The sequence below is a fragment of the Paraburkholderia phenazinium genome (assembly GCF_900100735.1).
Taxonomy (GTDB): Bacteria; Pseudomonadota; Gammaproteobacteria; order Burkholderiales; family Burkholderiaceae; genus Paraburkholderia; species Paraburkholderia phenazinia.
On record NZ_FNCJ01000023.1, the window covers coordinates 69,110 to 91,276 of the forward strand.

The 22,167-nt window shown below is 62.7% G+C and carries 20 protein-coding genes and 1 pseudogene; 7 read left to right on the top strand and 14 right to left on the bottom strand.

Going from position 1 to position 22,167, the window contains the following annotated elements; genetic code table 11:
- Positions 1–27: 27 nt before the first annotated feature.
- Positions 28–738 (bottom strand): annotated as a pseudogene (locus BLQ92_RS33805) (phosphatase PAP2 family protein).
- Between the two features lie 409 nt (positions 739–1,147).
- Here BLQ92_RS33805 and BLQ92_RS33810 point away from each other — a divergent pair.
- Positions 1,148–2,341: an extracellular catalytic domain type 1 short-chain-length polyhydroxyalkanoate depolymerase gene (locus BLQ92_RS33810; RefSeq protein WP_090693338.1), complete on the top strand. Its 1,194-nt coding sequence runs from the start codon at positions 1,148–1,150 to the stop codon at positions 2,339–2,341.
- A 130-nt stretch (positions 2,342–2,471) separates the two neighbouring features.
- The gene (locus BLQ92_RS33815) at positions 2,472–2,648 is read left to right on the top strand and encodes a DUF3563 family protein (protein ID WP_090693341.1); all 177 of its coding nucleotides are present in this window, start codon (positions 2,472–2,474) and stop codon (positions 2,646–2,648) included.
- Between the two features lie 119 nt (positions 2,649–2,767).
- Here the strand turns inward: BLQ92_RS33815 and BLQ92_RS33820 are convergent, their stop codons facing one another.
- The 6 genes from BLQ92_RS33820 to BLQ92_RS33845 all read right to left on the bottom strand — a co-directional run bounded on the left by BLQ92_RS33820 (position 2,768) and on the right by BLQ92_RS33845 (position 7,932).
- Positions 2,768–4,261, bottom strand: coding sequence for a cryptochrome/photolyase family protein (locus BLQ92_RS33820; protein ID WP_090693345.1), 1,494 nt, complete (start codon positions 4,259–4,261; stop codon positions 2,768–2,770).
- 107 nt (positions 4,262–4,368) lie between these two features.
- A complete protein-coding gene (locus tag BLQ92_RS33825; RefSeq protein ID WP_090693348.1) occupies positions 4,369–4,788 on the bottom strand; it encodes an organic hydroperoxide resistance protein in 420 nt (139 codons plus the stop codon).
- A gap of 147 nt (positions 4,789–4,935) precedes the next feature.
- Positions 4,936–5,388: a MarR family winged helix-turn-helix transcriptional regulator gene (locus tag BLQ92_RS33830; RefSeq protein ID WP_090693352.1), complete on the bottom strand. Its 453-nt coding sequence runs from the start codon at positions 5,386–5,388 to the stop codon at positions 4,936–4,938.
- A 205-nt stretch (positions 5,389–5,593) separates the two neighbouring features.
- Complete coding sequence (locus BLQ92_RS33835; protein WP_090693356.1) at positions 5,594–6,400, bottom strand: BPSS1780 family membrane protein; 807 nt, start codon at positions 6,398–6,400, stop codon at positions 5,594–5,596.
- On the bottom strand, positions 6,391–7,386 hold the full coding sequence (locus tag BLQ92_RS33840; protein WP_090693359.1) for a homoserine kinase: 996 nt from the start codon (positions 7,384–7,386) through the stop codon (positions 6,391–6,393). The genes BLQ92_RS33835 and BLQ92_RS33840 overlap by 10 nt, the downstream gene beginning before the upstream one ends.
- A 150-nt stretch (positions 7,387–7,536) precedes the next feature.
- Positions 7,537–7,932 (bottom strand): hypothetical protein, encoded by a 396-nt coding sequence (locus BLQ92_RS33845; protein ID WP_090693362.1) that lies wholly within the window; start codon positions 7,930–7,932, stop codon positions 7,537–7,539.
- A 197-nt stretch (positions 7,933–8,129) separates the two neighbouring features.
- Here BLQ92_RS33845 and BLQ92_RS33850 point away from each other — a divergent pair, with 197 nt between their 5' ends.
- Complete coding sequence (locus tag BLQ92_RS33850; protein ID WP_090693366.1) at positions 8,130–9,656, top strand: AMP nucleosidase; 1,527 nt, start codon at positions 8,130–8,132, stop codon at positions 9,654–9,656.
- A 204-nt stretch (positions 9,657–9,860) separates the two neighbouring features.
- Here BLQ92_RS33850 and BLQ92_RS41305 read toward each other — a convergent pair whose 3' ends face one another.
- The 4 genes from BLQ92_RS41305 to BLQ92_RS33870 all read right to left on the bottom strand — a co-directional run bounded on the left by BLQ92_RS41305 (position 9,861) and on the right by BLQ92_RS33870 (position 12,600).
- Complete coding sequence (locus tag BLQ92_RS41305) at positions 9,861–10,121, bottom strand: VRR-NUC domain-containing protein (protein WP_208449403.1); 261 nt, start codon at positions 10,119–10,121, stop codon at positions 9,861–9,863.
- A complete protein-coding gene (locus BLQ92_RS33860) occupies positions 10,096–11,124 on the bottom strand; it encodes a hypothetical protein (RefSeq protein WP_090693369.1) in 1,029 nt (342 codons plus the stop codon). The genes BLQ92_RS41305 and BLQ92_RS33860 overlap by 26 nt, the downstream gene beginning before the upstream one ends.
- A gap of 379 nt (positions 11,125–11,503) precedes the next feature.
- Positions 11,504–12,034, bottom strand: a complete 531-nt coding sequence (locus BLQ92_RS33865) for a chromate transporter (RefSeq protein WP_090693373.1) — start codon at positions 12,032–12,034, stop codon at positions 11,504–11,506.
- Entirely contained in the window at positions 12,031–12,600 is a 570-nt protein-coding gene (locus BLQ92_RS33870) for a chromate transporter (protein WP_090693376.1), read from the bottom strand. Before BLQ92_RS33870 ends, BLQ92_RS33865 begins: the two co-directional genes overlap by 4 nt.
- 98 nt (positions 12,601–12,698) lie before the next feature.
- On the opposite strand from BLQ92_RS33870, the gene BLQ92_RS33875 reads away from it, so the two are divergent.
- On the top strand, positions 12,699–13,598 hold the full coding sequence (locus BLQ92_RS33875) for a transcriptional regulator GcvA (RefSeq protein ID WP_090693380.1): 900 nt from the start codon (positions 12,699–12,701) through the stop codon (positions 13,596–13,598).
- 88 nt (positions 13,599–13,686) lie between these two features.
- Here BLQ92_RS33875 and BLQ92_RS33880 read toward each other — a convergent pair whose 3' ends face one another.
- The gene (locus BLQ92_RS33880; RefSeq protein ID WP_090693383.1) at positions 13,687–14,430 is read right to left on the bottom strand and encodes an LOG family protein; all 744 of its coding nucleotides are present in this window, start codon (positions 14,428–14,430) and stop codon (positions 13,687–13,689) included.
- Position 14,431: 1 nt separating this feature from the next.
- On the opposite strand from BLQ92_RS33880, the gene polA reads away from it, so the two are divergent.
- The 3 genes from polA to BLQ92_RS33895 all read left to right on the top strand — a co-directional run bounded on the left by polA (position 14,432) and on the right by BLQ92_RS33895 (position 19,734).
- Positions 14,432–17,197: a DNA polymerase I gene (gene polA / locus BLQ92_RS33885; protein ID WP_090693387.1), complete on the top strand. Its 2,766-nt coding sequence runs from the start codon at positions 14,432–14,434 to the stop codon at positions 17,195–17,197.
- Between the two features lie 170 nt (positions 17,198–17,367).
- Positions 17,368–18,729: an NAD(P)/FAD-dependent oxidoreductase gene (locus BLQ92_RS33890; RefSeq protein WP_090693391.1), complete on the top strand. Its 1,362-nt coding sequence runs from the start codon at positions 17,368–17,370 to the stop codon at positions 18,727–18,729.
- Between the two features lie 132 nt (positions 18,730–18,861).
- Entirely contained in the window at positions 18,862–19,734 is an 873-nt protein-coding gene (locus BLQ92_RS33895) for a dienelactone hydrolase family protein (protein ID WP_090693395.1), read from the top strand.
- Positions 19,735–19,812: 78 nt separating this feature from the next.
- On the opposite strand, the gene BLQ92_RS33900 is transcribed toward BLQ92_RS33895, so the two are convergent.
- Together BLQ92_RS33900 and BLQ92_RS33905 are read right to left on the bottom strand one after the other, a co-directional pair.
- Positions 19,813–20,682, bottom strand: coding sequence for a sulfurtransferase (locus tag BLQ92_RS33900; RefSeq protein WP_090693399.1), 870 nt, complete (start codon positions 20,680–20,682; stop codon positions 19,813–19,815).
- A 163-nt stretch (positions 20,683–20,845) separates the two neighbouring features.
- Positions 20,846–21,952 (bottom strand): aromatic ring-hydroxylating oxygenase subunit alpha, encoded by a 1,107-nt coding sequence (locus BLQ92_RS33905; RefSeq protein ID WP_090693476.1) that lies wholly within the window; start codon positions 21,950–21,952, stop codon positions 20,846–20,848.
- Positions 21,953–22,167 lie beyond the last annotated feature (215 nt).

The window sequence follows — 22,167 nt, forward strand, 5'->3', positions numbered from 1 at the left end:
TTAAAAGCGGTGTTTCGACGATGCGCGTTAGACGCTGTCGGTGTCCACCCGAACCGGCGCCGCGAGCGTATTTTGCGTCTGCGACAGGGGTGCCGCGCTCGGCGTGTCGTAGTGGCCCGCCTTCCAGCGAGCGCGGATGAACGGCCGTTCGTGGCCGGAGACTTTGAGGGCGATGTGGGTGACCCAGCGCTGCGTCGGCAGGTGGACGCCGTGCAATCCGACGGTGAGCATCATCAGGCTCACGGCCACTGGCACGGCCGACAGCTTGCCGGGCTCGGCATCCCACGACCAGCGGATGAACATTAGCGCGGTCACGGCGCCGACGATGCATCCCGTGATGGCTTCAGACGGCGAGTGCGCATCGAGCACCACCCGCGACAGCCCGACCGCGATCCCGGCGGCGAGGCCGAGCACGACACCGACGAGGCGAAACGCCGGCCGCGCGGGCAGCAGCATCAGGAACAGGGCCACCGGATAGACGGCGGTGGAGAGCACCGCGTGACCGCTCAGGCCCGTGAAATCCAGCTCGCGCACGCCGACGCCTCAGCCAAGAAAGGCCAGCTTGGTGAGGGTCACGACGCCGATCGCCGCCCCCAGCAACAACAGCCAGCCCGCTGCCATCCGCCATGAGTAGCCGAGCGCCAGCCAAAGCGCGATGGCGATCGCGAGCGGCAGCGTCAGACCGGCGCCGCCGAGGCTGGTGATCGAATACCAAAGGTGGGAGGGCAAGTCAGGCATGGCAAAAAGCGCGACAAGCGCCGCGTAGAATCAGGACCGTGGTTGTTTAACGCGCCAGCCATCCATCTGGCCGACAAACGAACGAGACACGCTGCACGTGTTTCATGCATCTGACTGTCAGTATAGACGGGAGTGCCCGACGGAGCTTGTGGCGCGACGTTATGGCGCCCACATTGGCGTACCGTGCCAGCACGGCGGCGACGTCTGGATGCATATGAAACACTGGGCAAAAACACTTGGCAATGCGACGGGCGGCAGCAGTCAGGTGAGCGCGCAACTCGTCTGTGTGAGCAATCCGGTGTCGCCGATCCGGTCGGCATGCTGCCGGGATTGATGTTATTGTGCAATGCACAACGATTGACCTGTTCTACAGGACAGCATCGGTCCCTTTTTGCGAGGTCACCATCCGATGGCAAAAAGTCTGACAAAAATCTGGCTGGGCGGTTTGAAGCGCCTGATCTCGATTCAAGCCCAACATGCGCGCGATTCGGTCAAGCGCACTGCCGCACGGCCCGCGCGGCCGACCGGCAAGGTATCCGCCAAGCTCAAGCCGGTCAAACCGGTCACCACCGTTCGTTCGCCGACCAAACGCGAGGCGCCGCGTCCGGGCGCCCGCGAATCCCGGGTCCGTCCGAGGGCGGCCGCGTGGGCGAGCGGCGCCTGGACCCGCTCGTTCCATTCGGCGCCCGCTGCGCCCGGGCGTCTGGTCAATCATCTGCAATACGGCTTATATGTGCCGGCTGCGGCGACGGGCGCGCCGATGCCGCTCGTCGTCATGCTGCACGGCTGCAAGCAATCCATCGAGGAGTTTGCCGAAGGTACACGCATGAACCTGCTGGCCGACCGCTTCGGCTTTGCGGTGGTGTATCCCGAGCAGTCCAAGCACGTCCACGCGCACCGCTGCTGGCACTGGTACGACGCCAGCGACACCGCAGGCGGCGCCGAGACGCGCGCGGTGGTGTCGTTGGTCGATGCGCTCGTTGCCGGGCATGACTTCGACGGCGAGCGGGTCTATCTCGCAGGGTTGTCGGCAGGGGCCGGTTTGGCGACCTTGCTGGCGGCCCAATACCCGGAGCGCTTCGCGGCGGTTGCCTTGCATTCAGGACCGGCTTTCGGCGAGGCCCATTCGGGGATCGTCGCGATGGATGTGATGCGCCGCGGCGCCCGGCACGACCCGGTTGTGCTCGTGGACGAAGCCGTCGATGTGGCGGCTTACCCCGGGATGCCCGCCGTCATCGTTCATGGTGACGCGGATCATGTCGTCGCGCCCGCCAATGCGGAGCAGTTGACGACCCAGTTTCTGCGCCTGAACGGCTTGATCGACGCCGAGGGCGAACGCATCGCCGGCGACGTGCGCGAGGAACGCAAGGCGGGCGTGATCACACGTGACTACGTGCGCGGTGGGCGGCGTGTGGTGCGTCTGTGCCGGGTTCAGGCGCTGGGTCACGCATGGAGCGGCGGTGACGACGCGGTGCCGTTTCATTCATCCAAAGGGCCGGATGCGAGCGCGTTGATCTGGGAATTTTTCAGGTATCAGCGGCGCCAGGCAAGGGCTTTGGAGACCGAGAGTGTTTCGGCAGGAGCCGCGTCGGGCGGGGCTTAGCGGGATCCCCGCGGGTAGGGAGAGCGATAGAGCAACACTTCAGAAAAGATGGCTTGGCATCACCTAGGGTTTTCCCTATAATACGGGTTATTCACTAGGTGTAAACCCTAGACCATTTTCGAGGTTGATCATGTATCTCCTGAGCCGCTTGTTCCTGTTCCTCACGAAGTCTGCTGACCAGATGGCTAAAGAGCGTAGCGACGCTTACCTGGCCGAAGCCACGGATCTGTACGATCTCGAGTTCCGTATGCGCAAGCTCGACCGCGAAGCGGCGGTGCGCCATCCGTCGTGGATGACCCAGCACTAAGCGGGTGTCGACAGAACCGCCGGGGTTGCCGGGGTTCAACAATGTGAGTGGTCACTATCGTGCTCTCGTCGATTGAGCCGTGTTGTGGAACTTGCGTTAGTGTTAGTTGATGTGATCTGTCATTTGCCAAAGCGCGCCAAGGTCCGTTCCTGCGCATGATCGACAATCGGCTCTGGATAGTCCTTGCCGAGCGTCACACCGAAATCCGCCAGCCGATCCGCCCCTGCCAGCCACGGTGCGTGAATCCACTTCGGCGGTATCTTTGCCAGTTGCGGCAGGTAGCGCTTGATAAAGCGACCCTCCGGATCGAACCGCTCCGACTGCGTGACCGGGTTAAAAATCCGGAAATACGGCTGCGCGTCGCATCCCGTGGATGCCGCCCATTGCCAGCCGCCGTTGTTCGCAGAAAAGTCGAAATCGTTCAGTTGTTCGGCGAAATAGCGCTCGCCGAGCCGCCAGTCGATTCCCAGGTCCTTCACCAGAAAACTCGCCGTCACCATCCGCAGGCGGTTGTGCATGTAGCCCGTCTGGTTCAATTGCAGCATGGCCGCGTCCACCAGTGGGTAGCCGGTGCGCCCATCGCACCACGCCGCAAACGCGGCGTCGGCGTCCGGGCCGGTTTCCCAGCGCAGCGCGTCGTACTCGGCTTTGAATGCCGACCCGCTCGCCAGCTTCGGGTGGTGCGACAAAATCATGAAGTAAAAATCCCGCCAGATCAGCTCCGACAACCACGTCGCCGAGCCCTGTCCGTCCGGCTGCAGCGAGAGTTCGTGCGCCAGCCGCGCCAGCGTGCGGATCGACACGGTCCCGAAACGCAGATGCATCGATAGATAGCTGGGTCCTTTTACCGCTGGGAAGTCCCGCCGCTCCGCGTAGCCGGCAATCCGGGTGAGGAAGTCGTCGAGCAGTTGTTGCGCGCCGCTCATGCCGGTGGGCAGCTTCAGGTCGGCGAGGTTGCTGGGCGCGAAGCCGAGTTGTTCGAGCGTCGGCAGGCCGCGTGCGAGGCTGGCAGGAGGCGCGGCGAGATTCGACAGATACGACTCGACTGGATACGGCTTCAGATCGAAGGCGTCGAGCTGCTTGAGCCACGCGTTCTTATATGGTGTGAAAACCGTGAACGACTTGCCTTGTCCCGTGAGAATTTCGTCGCGCTCGAAGATCACCTGATCCTTGAACGTCAGCAGCTCGCGACCCTGTTCGGCCAGTTGGACGCGCACCGCTTCGTCGCGCTCGAGTGCCGCCGGTTCATAATCGTGGTTCGTGAAAACCGCTGCGACTCCGAGTTGCGCGGCCAGCGCGGGAATGGCGCTGCGCGCGTCGTCGTGCAGCACGATGAGGCCACCGCCGTTCTGGCGCAGTGTCTGATGCAGCTCTTCGAGCGCGGCACGGATGAACTCGATGCGCCGGTCCTCCGGTGTGCGGTCCGGCTGGCGGCTGCGCCATGTGTCGCGGATCGGCTGCAGGATGGTCGTGTCGAATACGAAGACGCACCAGACCTGGCGGCAATGCTTCAGTGCGTAGTAAAGCGCGGCCTGGTCGGTGCTCCGCAGGTCGCGGCGGAACCAGACGAGGCCTGTGTCGAATTGGTTGTGCAGGCGTCGGACGCGCGTCATGAGTATCGATCGATGAAATGGACGCGCCGCATCGGTTGAATGCGGCGGCGGCTTGGCTGCCCGACGATACCACTGTCGCGCGGGATGCCGGGGGCGCTTCACCCAGCTCAGGCAACCTGAACGCGCACGGCGACGTTGTTGCGCGTGGCGTTCGAGTACGGGCACACCTGATGCGCGGCGTCCACCAGTTCGCGTGCGGCTGCGGCTTCGAGGCCCGGCAGGGAAACGCGCAGTTCGACGTCCAGCGCAAAGCCGCCGTTGTCGTTCGGACCTACGCCGACATCCGCCGTGACCGTGGTGTCCGCGGGCAATGCCTGCTTGCGCTGGCCGGCGACGAACTTCATTGCGCTCAAAAAGCATGCAGAATAACCCGCAGCGAAGAGCTGCTCGGGATTCGTGCCGACGGCGCCGTTGCCGCCCAGTTCACGCGGCGCGGCCAGCTTCACGTCCAATACCTGATCCGACGAAACCGCGCGGCCATCGCGTCCACCCGTGCTGGTGGCGGTTGCTTTGTAAAGTACGTTCATTTTGCTGCTCCTTTGTCTGGGTTATGGGGATTGCCTGGGTCTGCGGCGGTCGCCGTCGAACCGGCATGATGTAAACATAGCGTACAAATCATTAGTGTGCAAATTAAATTTCAAATCGGACGGATAGCCCCGGCCCGGCCGTTCGAGTCAGTGGTCGAGATAGTCGTTGAGTGTGCCGCGCAGCCGCGTCAGATCGTCGCGTAGCTTGATCAGGAATTCCGGTGTTTGCTGGGTCGCGCAGAAGATTTCGGCAGGCACTTCCCGCGCTGCACGTTTAAGCGCCGCGCCGGTCTTGGTGAGGCGGATATAAACCAGCCGCTCGTCCTCGACGCCGCGTACCCGTTCCAGATACCCCTGCGCCTCGAGCCGTTTGAGCAGGGGCGTGACGGTGGCGGAATCGAGATTTAGCCGGGCGGCCATGTCCTTCACGCTCAGGTCGTCGCTCTCCCACAGCACCAGCATGGCGAGGTATTGCGGATAGGTCAGCCCGAGGTTTTCCAGCAACGGTTTATACGCCTTCGTCATGGCGAGCGAGGTCGAATAGAGCGCGAAGCAGAGTTGCTCGTCGAGCGTCTGCGGGAGGATGGGGCGTTGGGTCATGATGCGGCTCGGTAGGATAGGAGCGTGCAAATGGCTTGCGCGCAAATCAATTGTGCCGTATTCGCGCCTGACTGACGAGTAGAGGGTGGGGATAGAGTGCGACACCTGCGACGTGGACCGCCGGCGGTGCGGGGGCCACGAGCGAGGCGTGCGCCGCGTATGCCGGAGGAGCGCGACGTTGGCGCCGCCCCGGCATACCGGTAGGTCAACTGGCGGGCGTAGTGGGCAAATCGGGCGCGTCGGGCGTTTGCACGCCGAAACAGCCGCGGTACGTCGCGTAGAACGAGCAATAGAGCATCGTTGTGACGATGATGGTGGCGGGCATCAGCACCGCGACCGCGAAGTCGACGGCGCCGAGCGCCTGCATCAGCGCCGTCAAGCCGAACGAAACGGCGGTGGCCACCACAAACCACAAGGCGCCGAAGACGATGAACGCGCCGCGGTTGCGCCAGCAACTCACGAGGCTAAAGAACATCGCCTTGATGGGCGGTACGTCGTGCCATGCGGCGAGCACCGGCGCGAACCAGAACAGCATCGCCACCGGAATATAGAACACCAGCGCTGCCAGAAAACCCATGGTGATATTGCTGTTGGCGATCGTCTCGGGCTCCATCGCCGTGGTGCCGAGCATGACTTTCAGCAGCATGCCGCCGTCGGCGAGCGCCGAGCCGGCCAGCACGAGCGCCATGGCGGCGACGTACAGCAGGCCGAGCAGCAGCAGGCGTTTGGCGACCACCGAGCCGTATGAACGGAAGCCGTCCACCAGCATGGTGGGGAACACCGGCTTGCCCGCGATGGTGTCGCGGCAGGCGGCCATAAAACCGACCGCCACGCCCGGAATGAACGCGAGCGGCAGCACGCCGCCCACGTACGGGATCTGGGCGACCAGCGTCATCACCAGCAGATACGCGAAGAACAGCGTCAGGAAGGCGAGCGGGTTTTTGCGGAACAGCCAGATGCCTTGCCGGAACCATACATAGCCGGTCTTCGCGGGAACTTCAATTAATTGCATGAGGTATGGATGCCTGGAAGTGCAACGCCGGAAAGGCGTTGGCGCAGAATGCGCTCGAAATGGCCCGGGTCGTGCGGCTTGAGCAGTTCGGCCGCGCGCGGCATATAAAAATCATACAGGCGCGAGACCCAGAAGCGGTAGGCGCCTGCGCGCAGCATGTCGCCCCAGTGACGGTTCTCTTCCGGCGTGAACGGCCGCACGGTCTGATAGGCGCGCAACATTGCCTCGACTCGCGCCTCGTTCAGCTTGCCGGTGGTCAGATCGACGCACCAGTCGTTGACCGTGACCGCGACGTCGAAGAGCCATTTGTCGCAGCCGGCGAAATAGAAGTCGAAGAAGCCGCCGAGGCGCACCTCGTGGCCGCTGTCCGGCGCTGCGTGCGCGAACAGAACGTTGTCGCGGAACAGATCGCAATGGCACGGACCTTCGGGCAGCGCGGCGTAATCGACCGAGGCGAAAAACGCCTGCTGGTGCGCGAGTTCCGCACTGAGCAAGTCGCGTTGCGCGTCAGCGAGGAACGGCAGCACGGTCGGCACGGTTTCCTGCCACCACGTGAGGCTGCGCAGATTCGGCTGATGACGCGCGTAATCACGCCCGGCGAGGTGCATGCGCGCCAGCATCTGCCCGACTTCGATGCAGTGCTCGATGCCCGGCGCGAGTTCCGGGCCGCCTTCGAGCTTGGTCACGATGGCGGCCGGCTTGCCTTGCAGCATGCCGAACAGCGCGCCGTCTTCGCGCGGCATCGGGTCCGGCACCGGCACGCGGTGCGCCGCCAGGTGCTGCATCAAGTCGAGGTAGAACGGCAGTTGCTTAGCCGTCAGCTTTTCGAAAATCGTGAGGACGTATTCGCCGCGCGTCGTCGTCAGAAAGAAGTTGCTGTTTTCAATACCCGAAGCGATGCCGCGAAACTCGACGACGTCGCCGAGATCGTAATGCTGCATCCATTCTGCGAGTTGGGGTTCGGTAACAGCGGTGAAGACAGCCATGCGGGAAACGTCGGGTCAGGTGGTCGGGCTGGCGCGGTGCGGCCAGTGCGGCAACGTATGGGTAATCAGGGCAAACAGGCTGAAGGCCCGGGTGCCGGGCCTTGCAGGGCGCGAGCGGGACGAGCCGGCGCCCCGCCGCAGGATAAACGATCAGTAGGTCAGGCTAACCGACGGCAGACGATTGCTCGGACGGGCGCTGCTATTCGCGCTCGGCGACGTGTCGAGCGGCGCGCTCATCTGATAGCGCGTGCCGAGGTTCGAATGCACGTTGATTTCGACCGGCTTGCCCTTATCGCGGTATTCCGTGATTTCGGTGCCGTTCGGGCTCTTTTCATAAAAGCTCGGCAGGCGCGGCTGGTTGATTTCGACCTTCGAGCTGACCTCAGCGGCCGGACGGTTGATCGCGGCCAGGTCCGGCAGACCAGCCCGTTCGTTGGCGGACATGGGCTGATCGGCGGGCGGCGGTGCGTCCACAGGCTGGGCAGCCATCGCGGTGTTGGCGACGGCAAGCGCCAGCGCAACGGCGACGGGAAGGAACGGCTTCATGGTGATTCTCCAATAAGGTGCCCCGATTCTAGCAAATCCAGCCTTGCCCACGGGCGCGATAGCCTTATTTTGCGCTGCTTTCGCGCGGCGTGCGCGCGACATGCGCGCAAATTCGCTGCCCTCGACTGGTCCGTCCCCGATGAGCAATCGGGCTGGGTTCCGTGGTAATGTCGTTTCATTAATAGAGGCGAACGAAGATGAACAACAACACCAATCAGCGCGCGGTGCAGACGCCCGCCAATGACTTCCCAACCGAGGCCTTCGAAGACGCAGCGGATGCCGTCACTCATCTGTCCGCTATCTACGAAGCGAACACCTCATTCTTACGCGACGCGTTTGCGCGTTACAGGCGTAATGAACCGTTCGAGCGCCGGGTGCGCGCGTGTTACCCGTTCGTCCGGGTGTGCACCGAGGTCAATACGCATATCGATTCGCGCCGCTCGTACGGCTTTGTGGCCGGCCCCGGTGTGTTCGAAACCACGGTGACGCGGCCCGACCTGTTCGGCAACTACTATCGCGAGCAGTTGCGCTTGCTGGCGAAGAACCATCATGTGCAGATCGAAGTAGGTGTCTCGGATCAGCCCATTCCGGTTCATTTCGCGTTTGCAGAAGGGATCCACTTGGAGGGCGACCTCGATCGCGAGCGGCTGCTCGGTATCCGCGACGTATTCGATACGCCTGATCTGCGCTTTCTCGACGACCGCATTGTCAATGGCACGTTTGAGCCTGGGCCTGGCGAGCCGCATCCGCTCGCGCTCTTCACCGCGGCGCGGGTCGATTTTTCGCTGCACCGGCTGAAGCACTACACGGCGACTTCGCCCACGCACTGCCAGAACTACGTCCTGTACACGAACTACCAGTTCTACATTGACGAATTCGTCAAACTCGGCCGCACGATGATGGCCCATACCGACGACGAGGACCTGCGCGCTTATCGCAGCGAGTACACGTCGTTCGTGGAGCCGGGTGACGTGATCACCTACAACGCGAACCTCGGCGAGCAGGCCGACGAAGGCACGCCGCCGCCGCGCTTGCCGCAGATGCCTGCGTATCACCTGAAGCGCGCGGATGGCAGCGGTATCACGATGGTCAACATTGGGGTTGGGCCGTCGAACGCCAAGACCATTACGGACCATATCGCGGTGCTGCGTCCGCATGCATGGATCATGCTTGGGCACTGCGCCGGCTTGCGCAATACGCAGCGCCTTGGCGACTATGTGCTGGCGCATGGATATGTGCGGGAAGATCACGTGCTCGACGATGATCTGCCGCTGTGGGTGCCGATCCCGGCGCTGGCGGAAGTGCAGGTGGCGCTGGAGCGGGCGGTTGCGCAGGTGACGCAGCTTGACGGTGTTGAGCTCAAGCGCGTGATGCGCACGGGGACGGTGGCGAGCGTCGATAACCGCAATTGGGAACTGCGCGATCATCGCGAGCCCGTGCAGCGGCTGTCGCAGAGCCGTGCGATTGCGCTGGATATGGAAAGCGCGACGATTGCCGCGAACGGTTTCCGTTTCCGAGTGCCTTACGGCACCTTACTCTGCGTGTCGGATAAGCCGCTGCATGGTGAATTGAAGCTGCCGGGTATGGCGGATCAGTTTTATCGGGCACAGGTCGATCAGCATCTGCAGATCGGCGTGAAGGCGATGGAATTGCTGCGGATGAACGGCTTGCATCGTTTGCATAGCCGCAAGCTGCGCAGCTTTGCGGAAGTGGCGTTCCAGTAACGAAGGGTTATCCGGCGGGCCTTTACGGGGTCCGCCGGATTGCGCCTCAGTCGTCAGGGCGATCATCGAAGACAGGTGGACCAAGATCAACACGGCCGTAAACGTATCAGATCATATGGACTCCTTATTTACAAGGTGGGATGGCTTGTGAGCGGAGAATCAACTGGTGGAGAATTTCGCGCGAGTTCGCGGCCGGGCCCCGCGTCATTTCGTCGCCGTCGGAGCCCCCGCAATCGGACGATCCCATTTGACTGACTTGTCCGGCTCGCCCGCGATTTCTTCGTACGCGGCCTGCTGTTTGAGGTCAACCTTGTCCGGCGGAAACTTGATCTCGACCACGTTTTTGATGTTGTCCTGGGTAGGCGGCAGCGATGGGTTGTTGACGATCACCACGTTCGGCCGACGAATGTCGCCCTCCCCAGGAGTGTATTCGTCTGTTTCATTGATCATCGTCATTTCCATCATGTTGCCGGCCTCCTCTCGACCGGACCGCGATCCCGCCCAGGGTGACTGGACCGGGGGTGGAGTCCTCGATGACCTGAGACGGCGCCACATTGCCCCTTGCCCCCGGCGCGAACGCGAGAATGCGCAGGTTCGGCTCGGCATCAAAGAGCCGCCCGTCCGAGGAGATGGCGATCTTGTTTCCCGGCAAGCCAGAGCCAGTGATTCCCGTGGCTGGACCGCTGATTGTCCGTATCGGCGGCACGTCGCCGTTCGCCTTGGCGGCGAAAACGCTCACCTGGATCTGCGTCGCGTCCGCGGTCTGGTTGTAGACGAATAACTCGTCCGTACGCGGATCGACAGCGATCGTCATGTTGTTCCTTGCAAAAAGTCCGGCCCCCGGCAGCAGGCCGGTTTTGCTACCCGCGAGGCTGCGCAAAAGCGGCGGCGAGGTAATGCTCCGACGCGTGCCAAACGTGTCGATGATCGCCGCCCCCCGTATGTCATAACCCGCAATCAGCAGATTGTCTTCGCTGTCAATCGCAATGCTCACGTACTGGACGATATTCGGATCGGTGATGTGAATCGCATTGTTTACAGGCCCGGAGCTGTTGGCGGGAGCGACCAGCACCCCCGCCTCCGAGGGGCGAACGGTCAGGACGAAGTCGTTGAGGTGGGAATCCACCGCGATGCTGAGCAGGTCATTTGTTATCGTCAACATGAACGACCGACTGGGCGCCTCATTGCCCTCGGCCTTTCGCGGAAAGATGTCGACCGTGCTGCTGGTAAGAAACTGTGCGACGTGAAAGGAGTCCTTCTTGTCGATCACCGTCGCGCCAGCGGTCATGAGGGTGGTGAGCGGTCCTTGCAGCACCTGGCAGGGCTCGGTCGCTCCGTTGGCGCGCAAGGAGTAACCGCGAATCTGATCACCGAGAACGAGGAAGACGGCGTCGTTGGGGCAGGCGGCGTGCGCCAGTTGGACCCCGAACAGCATACTGACGACGGCGACACATAGCGCGGGTTTCATGACACGCCTCCTTGGTCATATTGTGCGAATGCGCCAATCAAGCATAGACCCCGGGCGGAGGCTGAACGGTGTTCCGGCAGTTGGAACCTGTGTTGTGGCGGATCGCTGGTAAAACTCCGAAGGCAGTGTTCGCGCAACGTCCAAGAGGCGAACAACGCTGTCTAACTTGCATCAATAAAACACGGAAGAACCGTGTCAAATTGGGTTTGAAAGTGGCGAATTTAGTTAGACAAAATTGCGCAACCTGTTGATTCATAAAAAAATGAGCAAGCAAGCTGCGCGGCTTTGCGGAAGTGGCGTTCCAGTAAGCTAGTCGTGGCTTAAGCCGGCACGGTTGCGGACGCATACGCGGTCCGCGTCCGCGCCGACACACAAGACCCTAGAACTGCCCGATCCCGGTCAGCCCGATCAAGCTGCCGGCGGCGAGCAGCCACAACGGATGAATGCGCGTCTTGCTCGCCAGCACCGCACACACTGCCGTAATCGCCCACGCGATCATCGTCGTATCCGACGCATGCGCGATCAGCGCCGCACTCGCGGCCACCAGCCCCGCGGTCACCGGTACCAGCCCCGCTTGCGCGTAGCGCCGCCACGGCCGATCCTTGAAGCGTTCCCATGCCTTGAGCGCGAGAATCGTCACAATCGACGACGGGCCGAACTTCGCCACCGAACTCACCAGCATCCCCGCCCATCCAGCCACGTGCCATCCGACCAGCGTCACGACCATCAGGTTCGGACCAGGCGCGGCCTGCGCCAACGCAAAGAGTGCGCTGAACTCGCTGGCCGGCATCCAGTGATGCACCTCGACGACCTGGCGCTGCATCTCCGGCAGGATCGTGTTACCGCCACCGAAAGCGAGCAGCGACAACTGACTGAAAATGATGGCAAGTGAAATGAGGGTGTCGTTCATCGTACGGTCCTCGAAGCGAGGTAGATGCTAAGCGGCGTGAGCACGAGCATGGTAGGCAGCAACGGAAAGCGCAGCAGCGCGATCGCCACGAAACCCAGCACGGCGATGACCGCCGCGACCGGCTTGCGCCACAGCGGCAGCACGATCTTCACGGCCATCGCGATCAGCAGCCCTGCAGCTGCCGCCGCGAGCCCCGCAAACAGATGACGGATGTGCGGATCGCTTTGCGTGTGCTCGTACAACACGCCGAGGCCAATTACCACCAGCGACGGCCCTGCAATCAACCCAAGCAAGCCCGCCAGCGCGCCGGGCAATCCGCGAAAGCGCATCCCAATCGCCACCGAAAGGTTGATCACATTGCCACCCGGCAGGAACTGGCACAGGCCCAGCAGGTCGGTGAAGTCCGAGGCACTGAGCCAGCGGCGCTGTTCGACGATCGCGCGCCGCGCCAGCGGCAGGGCCCCGCCAAACGAGATCAGCCCGAGGCCGAGAAAGCCGCTGAAAATCTCGCTGACGGTGGGTGGGGGCGCGAGGCCGGCTTCGGCGGAGGAGAGGTGTTGATCCATGTTGTCGGCTATTTTTTCCATCCTGCGGAGGTTAACGCCGTTCCGCCCGTATGCAAAACGATTTTTCGGGGGGCTCCTTGTGATCTAGAATCACAAGCATGACCCGCAATCTTCCCCCCTTTCCGGCGCTGCGCGCCTTCGAAGCCGCCGCGCGGTACGACAGTTTCACCGCTGCCGCGAACGAATTGCATGTGACGCACGGTGCAATTAGCCGGCAGGTTGCCGCCTTCGAGGCGTGGGTCGGCGTGCAGGTGTTTCACCGCATCGGCAAGCGCGTGCGGCTTACCGAGGACGGCAGGCGCTATCTGGCAACCGTCCAGGCCGCGTTCGACAGCATCGCCCTTGCGACCAATCAGCTACGCGATACCGGCGTGGTGCATGTGCTGCGCGTCAACGCGCTGCCTACGTTCGCGATGAAGTGGCTGCTGCCGCGGCTCAACCAGTTTCAACGCAAGATGCCCAATGTGGAACTGCGGCTGTCCACCTCGAACGCGCCCGTCGAGACACTGGAAGGCTATGACGTAGCAGTCAGGCGCGGGCCGGCGCATTGGCCGAATTGCGTAAGCGGACACTTCCTTGGCGAAAGCGAACTGCCGGTGTGCAGTCCCACGCTATTGCAGCGCTCGCCGATCAAGGTGGCCGACGATCTCGCGCGGCACGTGCTGTTGCATTCGGATACGCGGCCGGACGCGTGGCGCAACTGGCTGACGGCGGCGGGCGTGAAGGCAAAATGCCGCAAGAAGCAGTCTTTCGATCACTTCTATCTGGCGTTGCAAGCAGCCGTGGATGGGCTGGGTGTCGCGCTCGGCCCATTGCCGATGCTCGCCGATGAACTGGCTTCGGGCCGGCTTGTGACGCCGCTTGAAGGTCCGCTTATCGATGCGCGCGGCTATTGGTGGGTCGCGCGGCGCGAAGTTGCGCAGGCGCCGCTGGTGGAGCAGTTTTGCCGCTGGCTGCAGGAGCAGGGCGATCAGGAGGACGAGGTCGAGCACGCGTGAAGCGTCGCGGGGCTTGCTTTGCCGCTCAGAGGTGCAACGACGCGGCAGGCAGCGCCACGCCGCCCGCCGCTTCACATTCCGTCATACGTTACAGGTAGAACATCCGGTCTTCATCGGACTTCGCCGGATGCGGTTCTGCCTCTTCACGGTCTTCGTAGAACTTCAGCACCGCTTCGAGCACCTGGTCCGGATCGTCGATCACCTGCATAAGGTTCATGTCATCCGGATTGATGAGGCCCATCGGCACCAGCGACTCCTTGAACCAGCCAAGCAGGCCTTGCCAGAACTCGCCGCCCACCAGGATGATCGGCACGTGGCGCGACTTCTTGGTCTGGATCAGCGTGAGCACTTCGGCGAGTTCATCCAGCGTGCCGAAGCCGCCCGGCATCACGATCACCGCATCCGAATTCTTCACGAACGTCACCTTGCGCGTGAAGAAGTGGCGGAAGCGCAGCGAGATGTCCTGCCACTGGTTGCCCGATTGCTCGTGCGGCAGTTCGATGTTCAGGCCCACCGACGGCGCCTTGCCTGCATGTGCGCCCTTGTTGGCCGCTTCCATGATGCCGGGGCCGCCGCCGGAGATCACCGCAAAGCCCGCGTCGGACAGCTTGCGTGCGATCTGCGTGGCCAGTTTGTAATACGGCGAGTTCGGTTTCAGGCGCGCTGAACCATAGATGCTGACAGCCGGGCGAATCTCCGAGAGGTACTCGGTCGCCTCAATAAACTCTGCCATAATCGTGAACATCTGCCACGATGCGCGAGCCTTTTTGGCTGTCGCGCGCTCTTGATCTGCGAGTGATCGCAGACTCGGAATCACTTTTCTCTTTGTCATAATGCCTGAAGAACGAGTCCTGGAAACTAAGCTGGGCACCGAGCTGGAAGGGAAGACCCTGCTATTGGTCGACGGTTCGAGTTATCTGTACCGGGCCTACCATGCGATGCCTGATCTGCGCGGACCCGATGGCGGACCTACGGGTGCGCTGTACGGGATCATCAATATGCTGCGGCGCATGCGCAAGGAAGTCACAGCAGAGTATAGCGCGTGCGTGTTCGACGCCAAGGGCAAAACGTTTCGCGACGACTGGTATCCGGACTATAAGGCCAACCGCCCGTCCATGCCGGAAGACCTCGCGCGGCAGATCGAACCGATCCACGTTGCCGTGCGAGCGCTCGGCTGGCCATTGCTGATGATCGACGGCGTCGAGGCCGACGACGTGATCGGCACCTTGAGCGTCGCCGCTGAAAAGCGCGGCATGAACGTGATCGTCTCGACCGGCGACAAGGACCTGGCGCAGCTTGTGACCGATCGCGTCACGCTCATCAACACGATGACCAACGAGACGCTCGACCGTGCCGGCGTGCTGGCCAAGTTCGGCGTACCGCCGGAGCGGATCGTCGATTACCTGTCGTTGATCGGCGATACCGTCGATAACGTGCCCGGCGTTGAGAAGTGCGGCCCCAAGACGGCGATCAAGTGGCTCACGCAGTTTGAGACGCTCGATGGCATCGTCGCTCATGCTGACGAGATCAAAGGCGCGGTAGGCGACAACCTGCGCCGTGCGCTGGATTTCCTGCCCATGGCGCGCAAGCTTGTGACCGTGGATACGGCCTGCGATTTGACGCCGCATCTCACGTCGATCGAAGAGAGCCTGGCCAGCCGTCCCGAAGCGCGTGATGAACTGCGCGATGTTTTCGCGCGGCATGGCTTCAAGACCTGGTTGCGCGAAGTCGAAACGGCCGAGGTCGTGGAAGGTCCGGGCGCCAGCGTAGATGTGGCGCCTGTGATCGACGGCGAGCGTCACTACGACACCGTGCAGACGTGGGAACAGTTCGACACGTGGCTCGCGAAGATCAACGCGGCTGAGCTGACCGCTTTCGATACCGAAACCACCTCGCTCGATCCGATGACGGCGCAACTGGTGGGCATTTCGCTGGCGGTCGAGGCGAACTCGGCGGCGTACATTCCGGTTGGGCATCGCGGGCCGGACCATCCGGTGCAATTGCCGCGCGACGAAGTGCTCGCGAAATTGAAGCCGTGGCTCGAAAGCGCCGACCACAAGAAGGTCGGCCAGCACATGAAGTACGACGAGCAGGTGCTGGCGAACTACGGCATCGAAATGAGCGGCATCGAGCACGACACGCTGTTGGAGTCGTATGTGCTCGAGTCGCATCGAACGCATGACATGGACAGCCTCGCGCTGCGCCATCTCGGCATCAAGACGATCAAGTACGAAGAGGTGGCGGGCAAGGGCGCGGGGCAGATCGGCTTCGACGAAGTCGCGCTCGAACAGGCCGCCGAATACGCAGCCGAAGACGCGGATATCACCTTGCGTCTGCATCACGCCTTGTATCCGCAGGTTGCGGCGGACGCGGGCCTGAAGCGCGTCTATAGCGAGATCGAGGTTCCCACCTCCCGCGTGTTGCGCAAGATGGAGCGTAACGGCGTGCTGATCGACGCCGAGAAGCTGCGTCTGCAAAGCAATGAAATCGCGGCACGTTTGATCGAGCTGGAAACCGAGGCCTATGTGCTGGCTGAGGGCGAATTCAATCTCGGCTCGCCGAAGCAGATCGGACAGATTTTCTTCGAGAAACTGCAGTTGCCGGTGGTCAAGAAGACGCCGAGCGGTGCGCCCTCGACGGATGAAGAAGTCCTGCAGAAGCTGGCTGAGGATTATCCGCTGCCGAAGCTGTTGCTCGAACATCGGGGCCTGTCGAAGCTGAAGTCCACCTATACGGACAAGCTGCCGCGCATGGTCAACGCGCAGACGGGCCGCGTGCATACCAACTATGCACAGGCCGTGGCGGTCACTGGGCGGCTCGCTTCGAACGATCCGAACCTGCAGAACATCCCCGTGCGCACCGTGGAAGGCCGCCGCATTCGCGAGGCGTTCATTGCGCCGCCGGGTCACAAGCTCGTTTCCGCGGATTACTCGCAGATCGAATTGCGCATCATGGCGCACATCTCTGGCGATGCTTCGCTGTTGCGCGCTTTCGCGCAGGGCGAGGACATTCACCGCGCCACTGCCGCCGAGATCTTCGGTGTCACGCCGCTTGAGGTGTCGAGCGACCAGCGGCGTGTCGCCAAGGTGATCAACTTCGGTCTGATCTACGGCATGAGCGCATTCGGCCTTGCCGCCAACCTCGGCATCACGCGCGATGCGGCGAAGCTTTACATCGACCGCTACTTTGCGCGCTATCCGGGCGTTGCCAGCTACATGGACGAAACCCGGGCGAGCGCGAAGGCCAAGGGCTACGTGGAAACCGTGTTCGGCCGGCGCCTGTGGCTGCCGGAAATCAACGGCGGCAACGGGCCGCGCCGTCAGGCTGCCGAGCGCGCCGCGATTAACGCGCCGATGCAGGGCACTGCCGCCGATCTGATCAAGATGTCGATGATCGCCGTGCAGAACTGGCTCGAGGCGCAGAAGGTCGGTACGCGCATGATCATGCAGGTGCATGACGAACTAATCCTCGAAGTGCCGGATAGCGAGTTGTCCGAGGTGCGCAAGCGTTTGCCGGAACTGATGTGCGGTGTCGCTGCGCTGAAAGTGCCGCTGGTTGCCGAAGTCGGTGCCGGCGCCAACTGGGAAGAAGCGCACTAAGAGACACGGGGGCACGCACTTCACGCGATATCGTCGAGCACATGTCACACATGTGCTCCGACGACTTGTGGCACGCCGTGCTGCGCGCGGACAATCACTGACAGACGGCCCGGCGCGGGTGACGTGGGCCGTCTCGACGCATAACCGATCGGCAAACACGGAGAACTACGATGCATCGTTTTATCGTCGTTGGTGGAGGTGCGGGCGGTCTGGAATTGGCGACGCGTCTCGGCGATCGCTATGCCCCACACAAGAATAAAGGCGCGGTGACTGCGCAGGTCACGCTCGTCGATCGTAATCCGACCCATATCTGGAAGCCGTTGCTGCACGAAGTGGCCGCCGGCAGCATGGACCCGTTCACGCAGGAGCTCGAATATGCCGCGCAGGCGCGCTGGCATCACTTCGAATTTCAGCAGGGCGAGCTGCAGGCCTTGGACCGGGCGGCGAAGCGCATTACGCTCGCGCCAGTGATCGACGACGACGGGGCGGAACTGCTGCCGCAACGCGTGCTGGAGTACGACACGCTGGTGATTGCGATCGGCAGTACGACGCATTTCTTCGGCGTCAAAGGCGCGCCGGAGTATTCGCTCGCGCTCGATACGGTCGGTCAGGCAGAGCGTTTCCGCAAACGCCTGATCGCGGCCTGCATGCGTGCCGAGTATCAGGTGTATGAGCCGGTGGAGTCAGCGCCGGACGCGTCGACGCCGCCGACTCCGTCCACGGAGCCGCGCATCCAGGTGGCGATTGTCGGCGCCGGCGCGACGGGCGTCGAATTGTCTGCGGAATTGCGCAATACCGCTCAGGTATTGTCCGCGTATGGGCTGCATAAGCTCGACCCACGCCATGACGTGGGTATTGTGCTGATCGAGGCGGGGCCGCGGATCTTGCCGGCGTTGCAGGAGCGGGTGTCTACCTCGACCGCCGAGTTACTGACGAAGCTGGGCGTCAAGCTGATGACCGGCGAAACGGTTGCCGAAGTTGCGCCGGGCGTGGTGCGGACCGCCAGCGGCCAGGCGATCCGCGCCGACCTGACGGTGTGGGCGGCGGGTATCAAGGCGCCCGCGATCCTGTCGCAGCTCGACGGCCTGCCGGTCAACCGGCTCGGTCAACTGGTCGTGCGCCGTACCCTGCAGACGGAGACCGACGACAATGTTTTCGCGCTGGGCGATTGCGCCGCCTGCCCGTGGCCGGGTAACGAACGCAACGTGCCGCCGCGCGCCCAGGCCGCGCACCAGCAGGCGAGCTTCCTGCTGAAGGCGTTGGCTGCACGGCTCGAAAATCAGCCGCTGCCGGAATTCACCTATCGGGACTTCGGCTCGTTGGTGTCGCTCGGACATTTCAGTGCGGTCGGCAATCTGATGGGCGGGGTGATCGGCGGCAACATGCTGATCGAAGGCCTCTTTGCGCGCTTTATGTATATGTCGCTGTACCGGCTGCATATTGCCGCGCTGCATGGCTACGCACGGATGGTGCTCGACACCTTCGCGCATTGGCTGCGCCGCACGACGCTGCCGCGGGTCAAGCTGCACTGAGAGTCGCGCAGACGGTTCTCCGGACCGGCGAGCTTCTGCAACGGGATGCGCGCGAGCGTATCCTGTTGCCATTCAATTCGTCGTTCACAGTCCTTCACCGCCGATCACTGCTCTTCATTCAAGGAGTGCCGCATGCTGAAACCCGAAGTCGACAGCCTGGTCCCGCACGTGCCCTTCAATCGACGTACCTTTATCAAGGCTGCGCTCGGCACTGGATTCGCCGCCGCCGTCTTGCCGGTATCCGCGCAAACCATCCATACCGATAGCGAAGGCCTCGAAGCTGGCGAAGTCGCCGTGCATTCCGGCGACACGCTCGTGCCGGCTTATCGCGCGCAACCCGCAGGCAAGACCCACTTGCCGGTGATCATCGTCGTGCATGAGATTTTTGGCGTGCACGAGCATATCGCCGATGTCTGCCGGCGCTTTGCCAAGCTCGGCTATCTGGCGATTGCGCCGGACCTTTATGTCCGGCAAGGCGATGCGTCGGTGTATCCGACGATCCAGCAGTTGAGCGACCAACTGGTCAGCAAGGTGTCCGACGAGCAGGTGATGGGTGACCTCGATGCCACCGTCGCCTGGGCAGGCGCGAACGGCGGGGACTTGAACCGCTTGGGCGTTAACGGCTTTTGCTGGGGTGGGCGGATTACATGGCTGTACGCCGAGCACAATCCACGCGTGAAGGCGGCGGTGGCGTGGTATGGCCGAGTGGCTGGCGCTCACACGGCGATGACGCCAGCCAACCCGATCGACCGGGTGGCCGATCTGCATGCGCCGGTGCTGGGCCTTTACGGCCTGCAGGATCAAAGCATCCCGCAGGACACGCTCGCGCAAATGAAGCAGGCGATTGCGCAGGGGCCTGAGGCCGGGCGTGGCTCGCAGTTCGTCGTCTACGACGATGCGGGGCACGCGTTCTTTGCCGACTACCGGCCGAGCTATAAGAGGGCCGATGCCGAAGACGGCTGGCGCCGCGCGCAGGTCTGGTTCAAGCAGCACGGCGTGGGTTAGGCGCGGTAGGCTATGGCGGTAAGGCGTTGCCGGGCGCGGCGCGGCCGGGTCGGCAAGCCTCCAACCCGCCCACTGTCCTTACGGATTCGGCCCGGTCGCAACCGGCCTTGCCGGATCCGAACTCCATTCGCTCCACGATCCCCCATAAAGCGCTGCGCCGTGCAGGCCGGCCACTTCCATTGCCAGCGCGTTGACGCAGGCTGTCACGCCCGAGCCGCATTGCAGCACGACGCGATCCGGTGCGATGCCCGGCAGCAGCGCCTGGAATTCCTCGCGCAGCGAATGGGCCGGCTTGAAGCGGCCATCGGCCGTGAGGTTGTCCTTGAAGAAGCGATTCAAGGCACCCGGGATGTGCCCGCCCACCTTGTCGAGCGTTTCGTTCTCGCCGCGATAGCGATCCGCGGCCCGCGCATCGATCACCACCCGCTCATGCGTGCTGAGGTTGCGCTCCACGGCCTGCACGTCGAAGGTGACCGCGAGCGGCGCGCCCGCCTTGAAGTCGCCGGCGCTATGCGGCACGACATCCTGGGTCAGTGGCTGACCCGCTGCCTGCCAGGCTTGCAGCCCGCCGTCAAGCACGGCCACTGAGTCGTGGCCTAGCCAGCGCAACAGCCACCATGCCCGCGCGGCGTACATGCCGCCTTGCGCATCATAGGCGACGACCTGCTGGCCCTGCTTGAGACCACGCGCGGCCAAGGCCGCGACCAGCTTGGCGCGGTCGGGCAGGGGATGGCGGCCATTGGCGCCGGTCTTCGGGCCAGACAGATCGCGGTCTAGATGGAAATACTGCGCACCCGGCAGATGGCCGGCCGCATAGGCCTTTTCGCCGGACTCGGGATCGGCCAGATCGAAACGGCAGTCGATCACGAAGACGCTGCCTGGCGCAGCGGTGAGCCGTTCCGCGAGGTTCGTCGCGGAGATCAGTGTGGTGTAGTGAGTGTGCGGCATGACGGCTCCTAAACAGGCGGCTTCGGCGCGGTTCAAGCCAAGGCTTATCGCAAGCCCAGGCCACTCAACCGAATCATGTTGTTAGTCTAAACAAAAAAAGACGGGTCGAAGCCCGTCTTTCCATGATTGCTGCCCGCGCGCCTGTTCCAGGCGGCGTTGCCGCTCAGATCGTACCGAGTTCGCGCCGCAGGAACTCGTGGAAGTGCTGCATGCCGTCTTCCATCGGGCTCTGATACGGGCCGACCTGCGACTCGCCACGTTCCATCAGTGCGCGGCGGCCAGCGTCCATCCGCTCGGCGATCTCGTCGTCCTCACGGGCGGTTTCCATGTAGGCGGCGCGCTCAGCCTCAATGAATTCACGCTCGAACAGCGCGATTTCCTCAGGGTAATAGAACTCCACCACATTGGTGGTTTTCTGCGGACCGCGCGGAATCAGCCATGACACGACCAGCACGTGCGGGTACCACTCGATCATCAGACCGGGGTAGTACACCATCCAGATGGCGCCGAACTCGGGGGCCTTGCCCTCGCGGAAGCGCAGTACCTGGTCGTGCCATTTGCGATACGTCGGGCTGCCCGGCTGCTCGAGGCCCTTGTGGACTCCGACCGTCTGCACGCTGTACCACTCGCCGAACTCCCACTCCAGGTTGTCGCACGACACGAAGCTGCCGAGTCCCGGATGGAACGGCGCGACGTGGTAGTCCTCGAGGTAAACCTCGATAAACGACTTCCAGTTGTAGTTGCACTCATGGACTTCGACGTGATCGAACATGAAGTTCGAGAAGTCGAAGTGCTGCTTGGTGCCCAGCCGTGCGAGATCCTGCGCAACGTTGCGCCCCTGGGCCTCGAACAGCAGCCCTTGCCAGTTCTGCAGCGGCGTAGCGCCGAGATTCAGGCAGGGGTTGTCAGCGAAATGGGGTGCACCGAGCAACTGGCCGTTCAGATCGTACGTCCAGCGGTGCAGCGGGCAGACAATATTCTCCGACTGGCCGCGCCCCTTGAGCATGATGGCTTGCCGGTGGCGGCACACGTTCGACAGCAGCTCAACTTGTGACTGCTTGTTACGAACGAGCACACGCCCCTCGCGCTCGCTGGGCAGGGCAAAATAATCCCCCGCATCCGGCACCATGAGTTCGTGCCCGATGTAGCGAGGACCTTTCTTGAAAAGGGTTTCGATTTCGCGCGTTAGAAGCGCTTCGTCAAAGTAAGCCGTGACTGGCAGCTGGCTGTGGACAGACCGCAACTGCAATGCATTGCTCAGATTGGACATTCCCACTCCCGTGAAGATGAAAGCAGTGAACAACCCAACCATCGAAGATTCGATTTAGGGAGCCCGCGATTATACCCGTTTCCCCCTCCTTGGGGCGACTAAGTGTCTGATTTGGGTCAAAATTGTGAAGATGGTTCACTCTTTTCGTGCGAGCAAAAAGGATTTTTTTCTGTCAGGCTCTGGGTGGGCCGTAAGGTAAGCAGGCAGGGCGAGGA

Coding starts and splice junctions, on each gene's coding strand:
- BLQ92_RS33810 (WP_090693338.1), top strand. CDS start 1,148: ATGGCAAAAAGTCTGACAAAAATCTGGCTGGGCGGTTTGAAGCGCCTG.
- BLQ92_RS33815 (WP_090693341.1), top strand. CDS start 2,472: ATGTATCTCCTGAGCCGCTTGTTCCTGTTCCTCACGAAGTCTGCTGAC.
- BLQ92_RS33820 (WP_090693345.1), bottom strand. CDS start 4,261: ATGACGCGCGTCCGACGCCTGCACAACCAATTCGACACAGGCCTCGTC.
- BLQ92_RS33825 (WP_090693348.1), bottom strand. CDS start 4,788: ATGAACGTACTTTACAAAGCAACCGCCACCAGCACGGGTGGACGCGAT.
- BLQ92_RS33830 (WP_090693352.1), bottom strand. CDS start 5,388: ATGACCCAACGCCCCATCCTCCCGCAGACGCTCGACGAGCAACTCTGC.
- BLQ92_RS33835 (WP_090693356.1), bottom strand. CDS start 6,400: ATGCAATTAATTGAAGTTCCCGCGAAGACCGGCTATGTATGGTTCCGG.
- BLQ92_RS33840 (WP_090693359.1), bottom strand. CDS start 7,386: ATGGCTGTCTTCACCGCTGTTACCGAACCCCAACTCGCAGAATGGATG.
- BLQ92_RS33845 (WP_090693362.1), bottom strand. CDS start 7,932: ATGAAGCCGTTCCTTCCCGTCGCCGTTGCGCTGGCGCTTGCCGTCGCC.
- BLQ92_RS33850 (WP_090693366.1), top strand. CDS start 8,130: ATGAACAACAACACCAATCAGCGCGCGGTGCAGACGCCCGCCAATGAC.
- BLQ92_RS41305 (WP_208449403.1), bottom strand. CDS start 10,121: ATGATGGAAATGACGATGATCAATGAAACAGACGAATACACTCCTGGG.
- BLQ92_RS33860 (WP_090693369.1), bottom strand. CDS start 11,124: ATGAAACCCGCGCTATGTGTCGCCGTCGTCAGTATGCTGTTCGGGGTC.
- BLQ92_RS33865 (WP_090693373.1), bottom strand. CDS start 12,034: ATGAACGACACCCTCATTTCACTTGCCATCATTTTCAGTCAGTTGTCG.
- BLQ92_RS33870 (WP_090693376.1), bottom strand. CDS start 12,600: ATGGATCAACACCTCTCCTCCGCCGAAGCCGGCCTCGCGCCCCCACCC.
- BLQ92_RS33875 (WP_090693380.1), top strand. CDS start 12,699: ATGACCCGCAATCTTCCCCCCTTTCCGGCGCTGCGCGCCTTCGAAGCC.
- BLQ92_RS33880 (WP_090693383.1), bottom strand. CDS start 14,430: ATGACAAAGAGAAAAGTGATTCCGAGTCTGCGATCACTCGCAGATCAA.
- polA (WP_090693387.1), top strand. CDS start 14,432: ATGCCTGAAGAACGAGTCCTGGAAACTAAGCTGGGCACCGAGCTGGAA.
- BLQ92_RS33890 (WP_090693391.1), top strand. CDS start 17,368: ATGCATCGTTTTATCGTCGTTGGTGGAGGTGCGGGCGGTCTGGAATTG.
- BLQ92_RS33895 (WP_090693395.1), top strand. CDS start 18,862: ATGCTGAAACCCGAAGTCGACAGCCTGGTCCCGCACGTGCCCTTCAAT.
- BLQ92_RS33900 (WP_090693399.1), bottom strand. CDS start 20,682: ATGCCGCACACTCACTACACCACACTGATCTCCGCGACGAACCTCGCG.
- BLQ92_RS33905 (WP_090693476.1), bottom strand. CDS start 21,952: ATGTCCAATCTGAGCAATGCATTGCAGTTGCGGTCTGTCCACAGCCAG.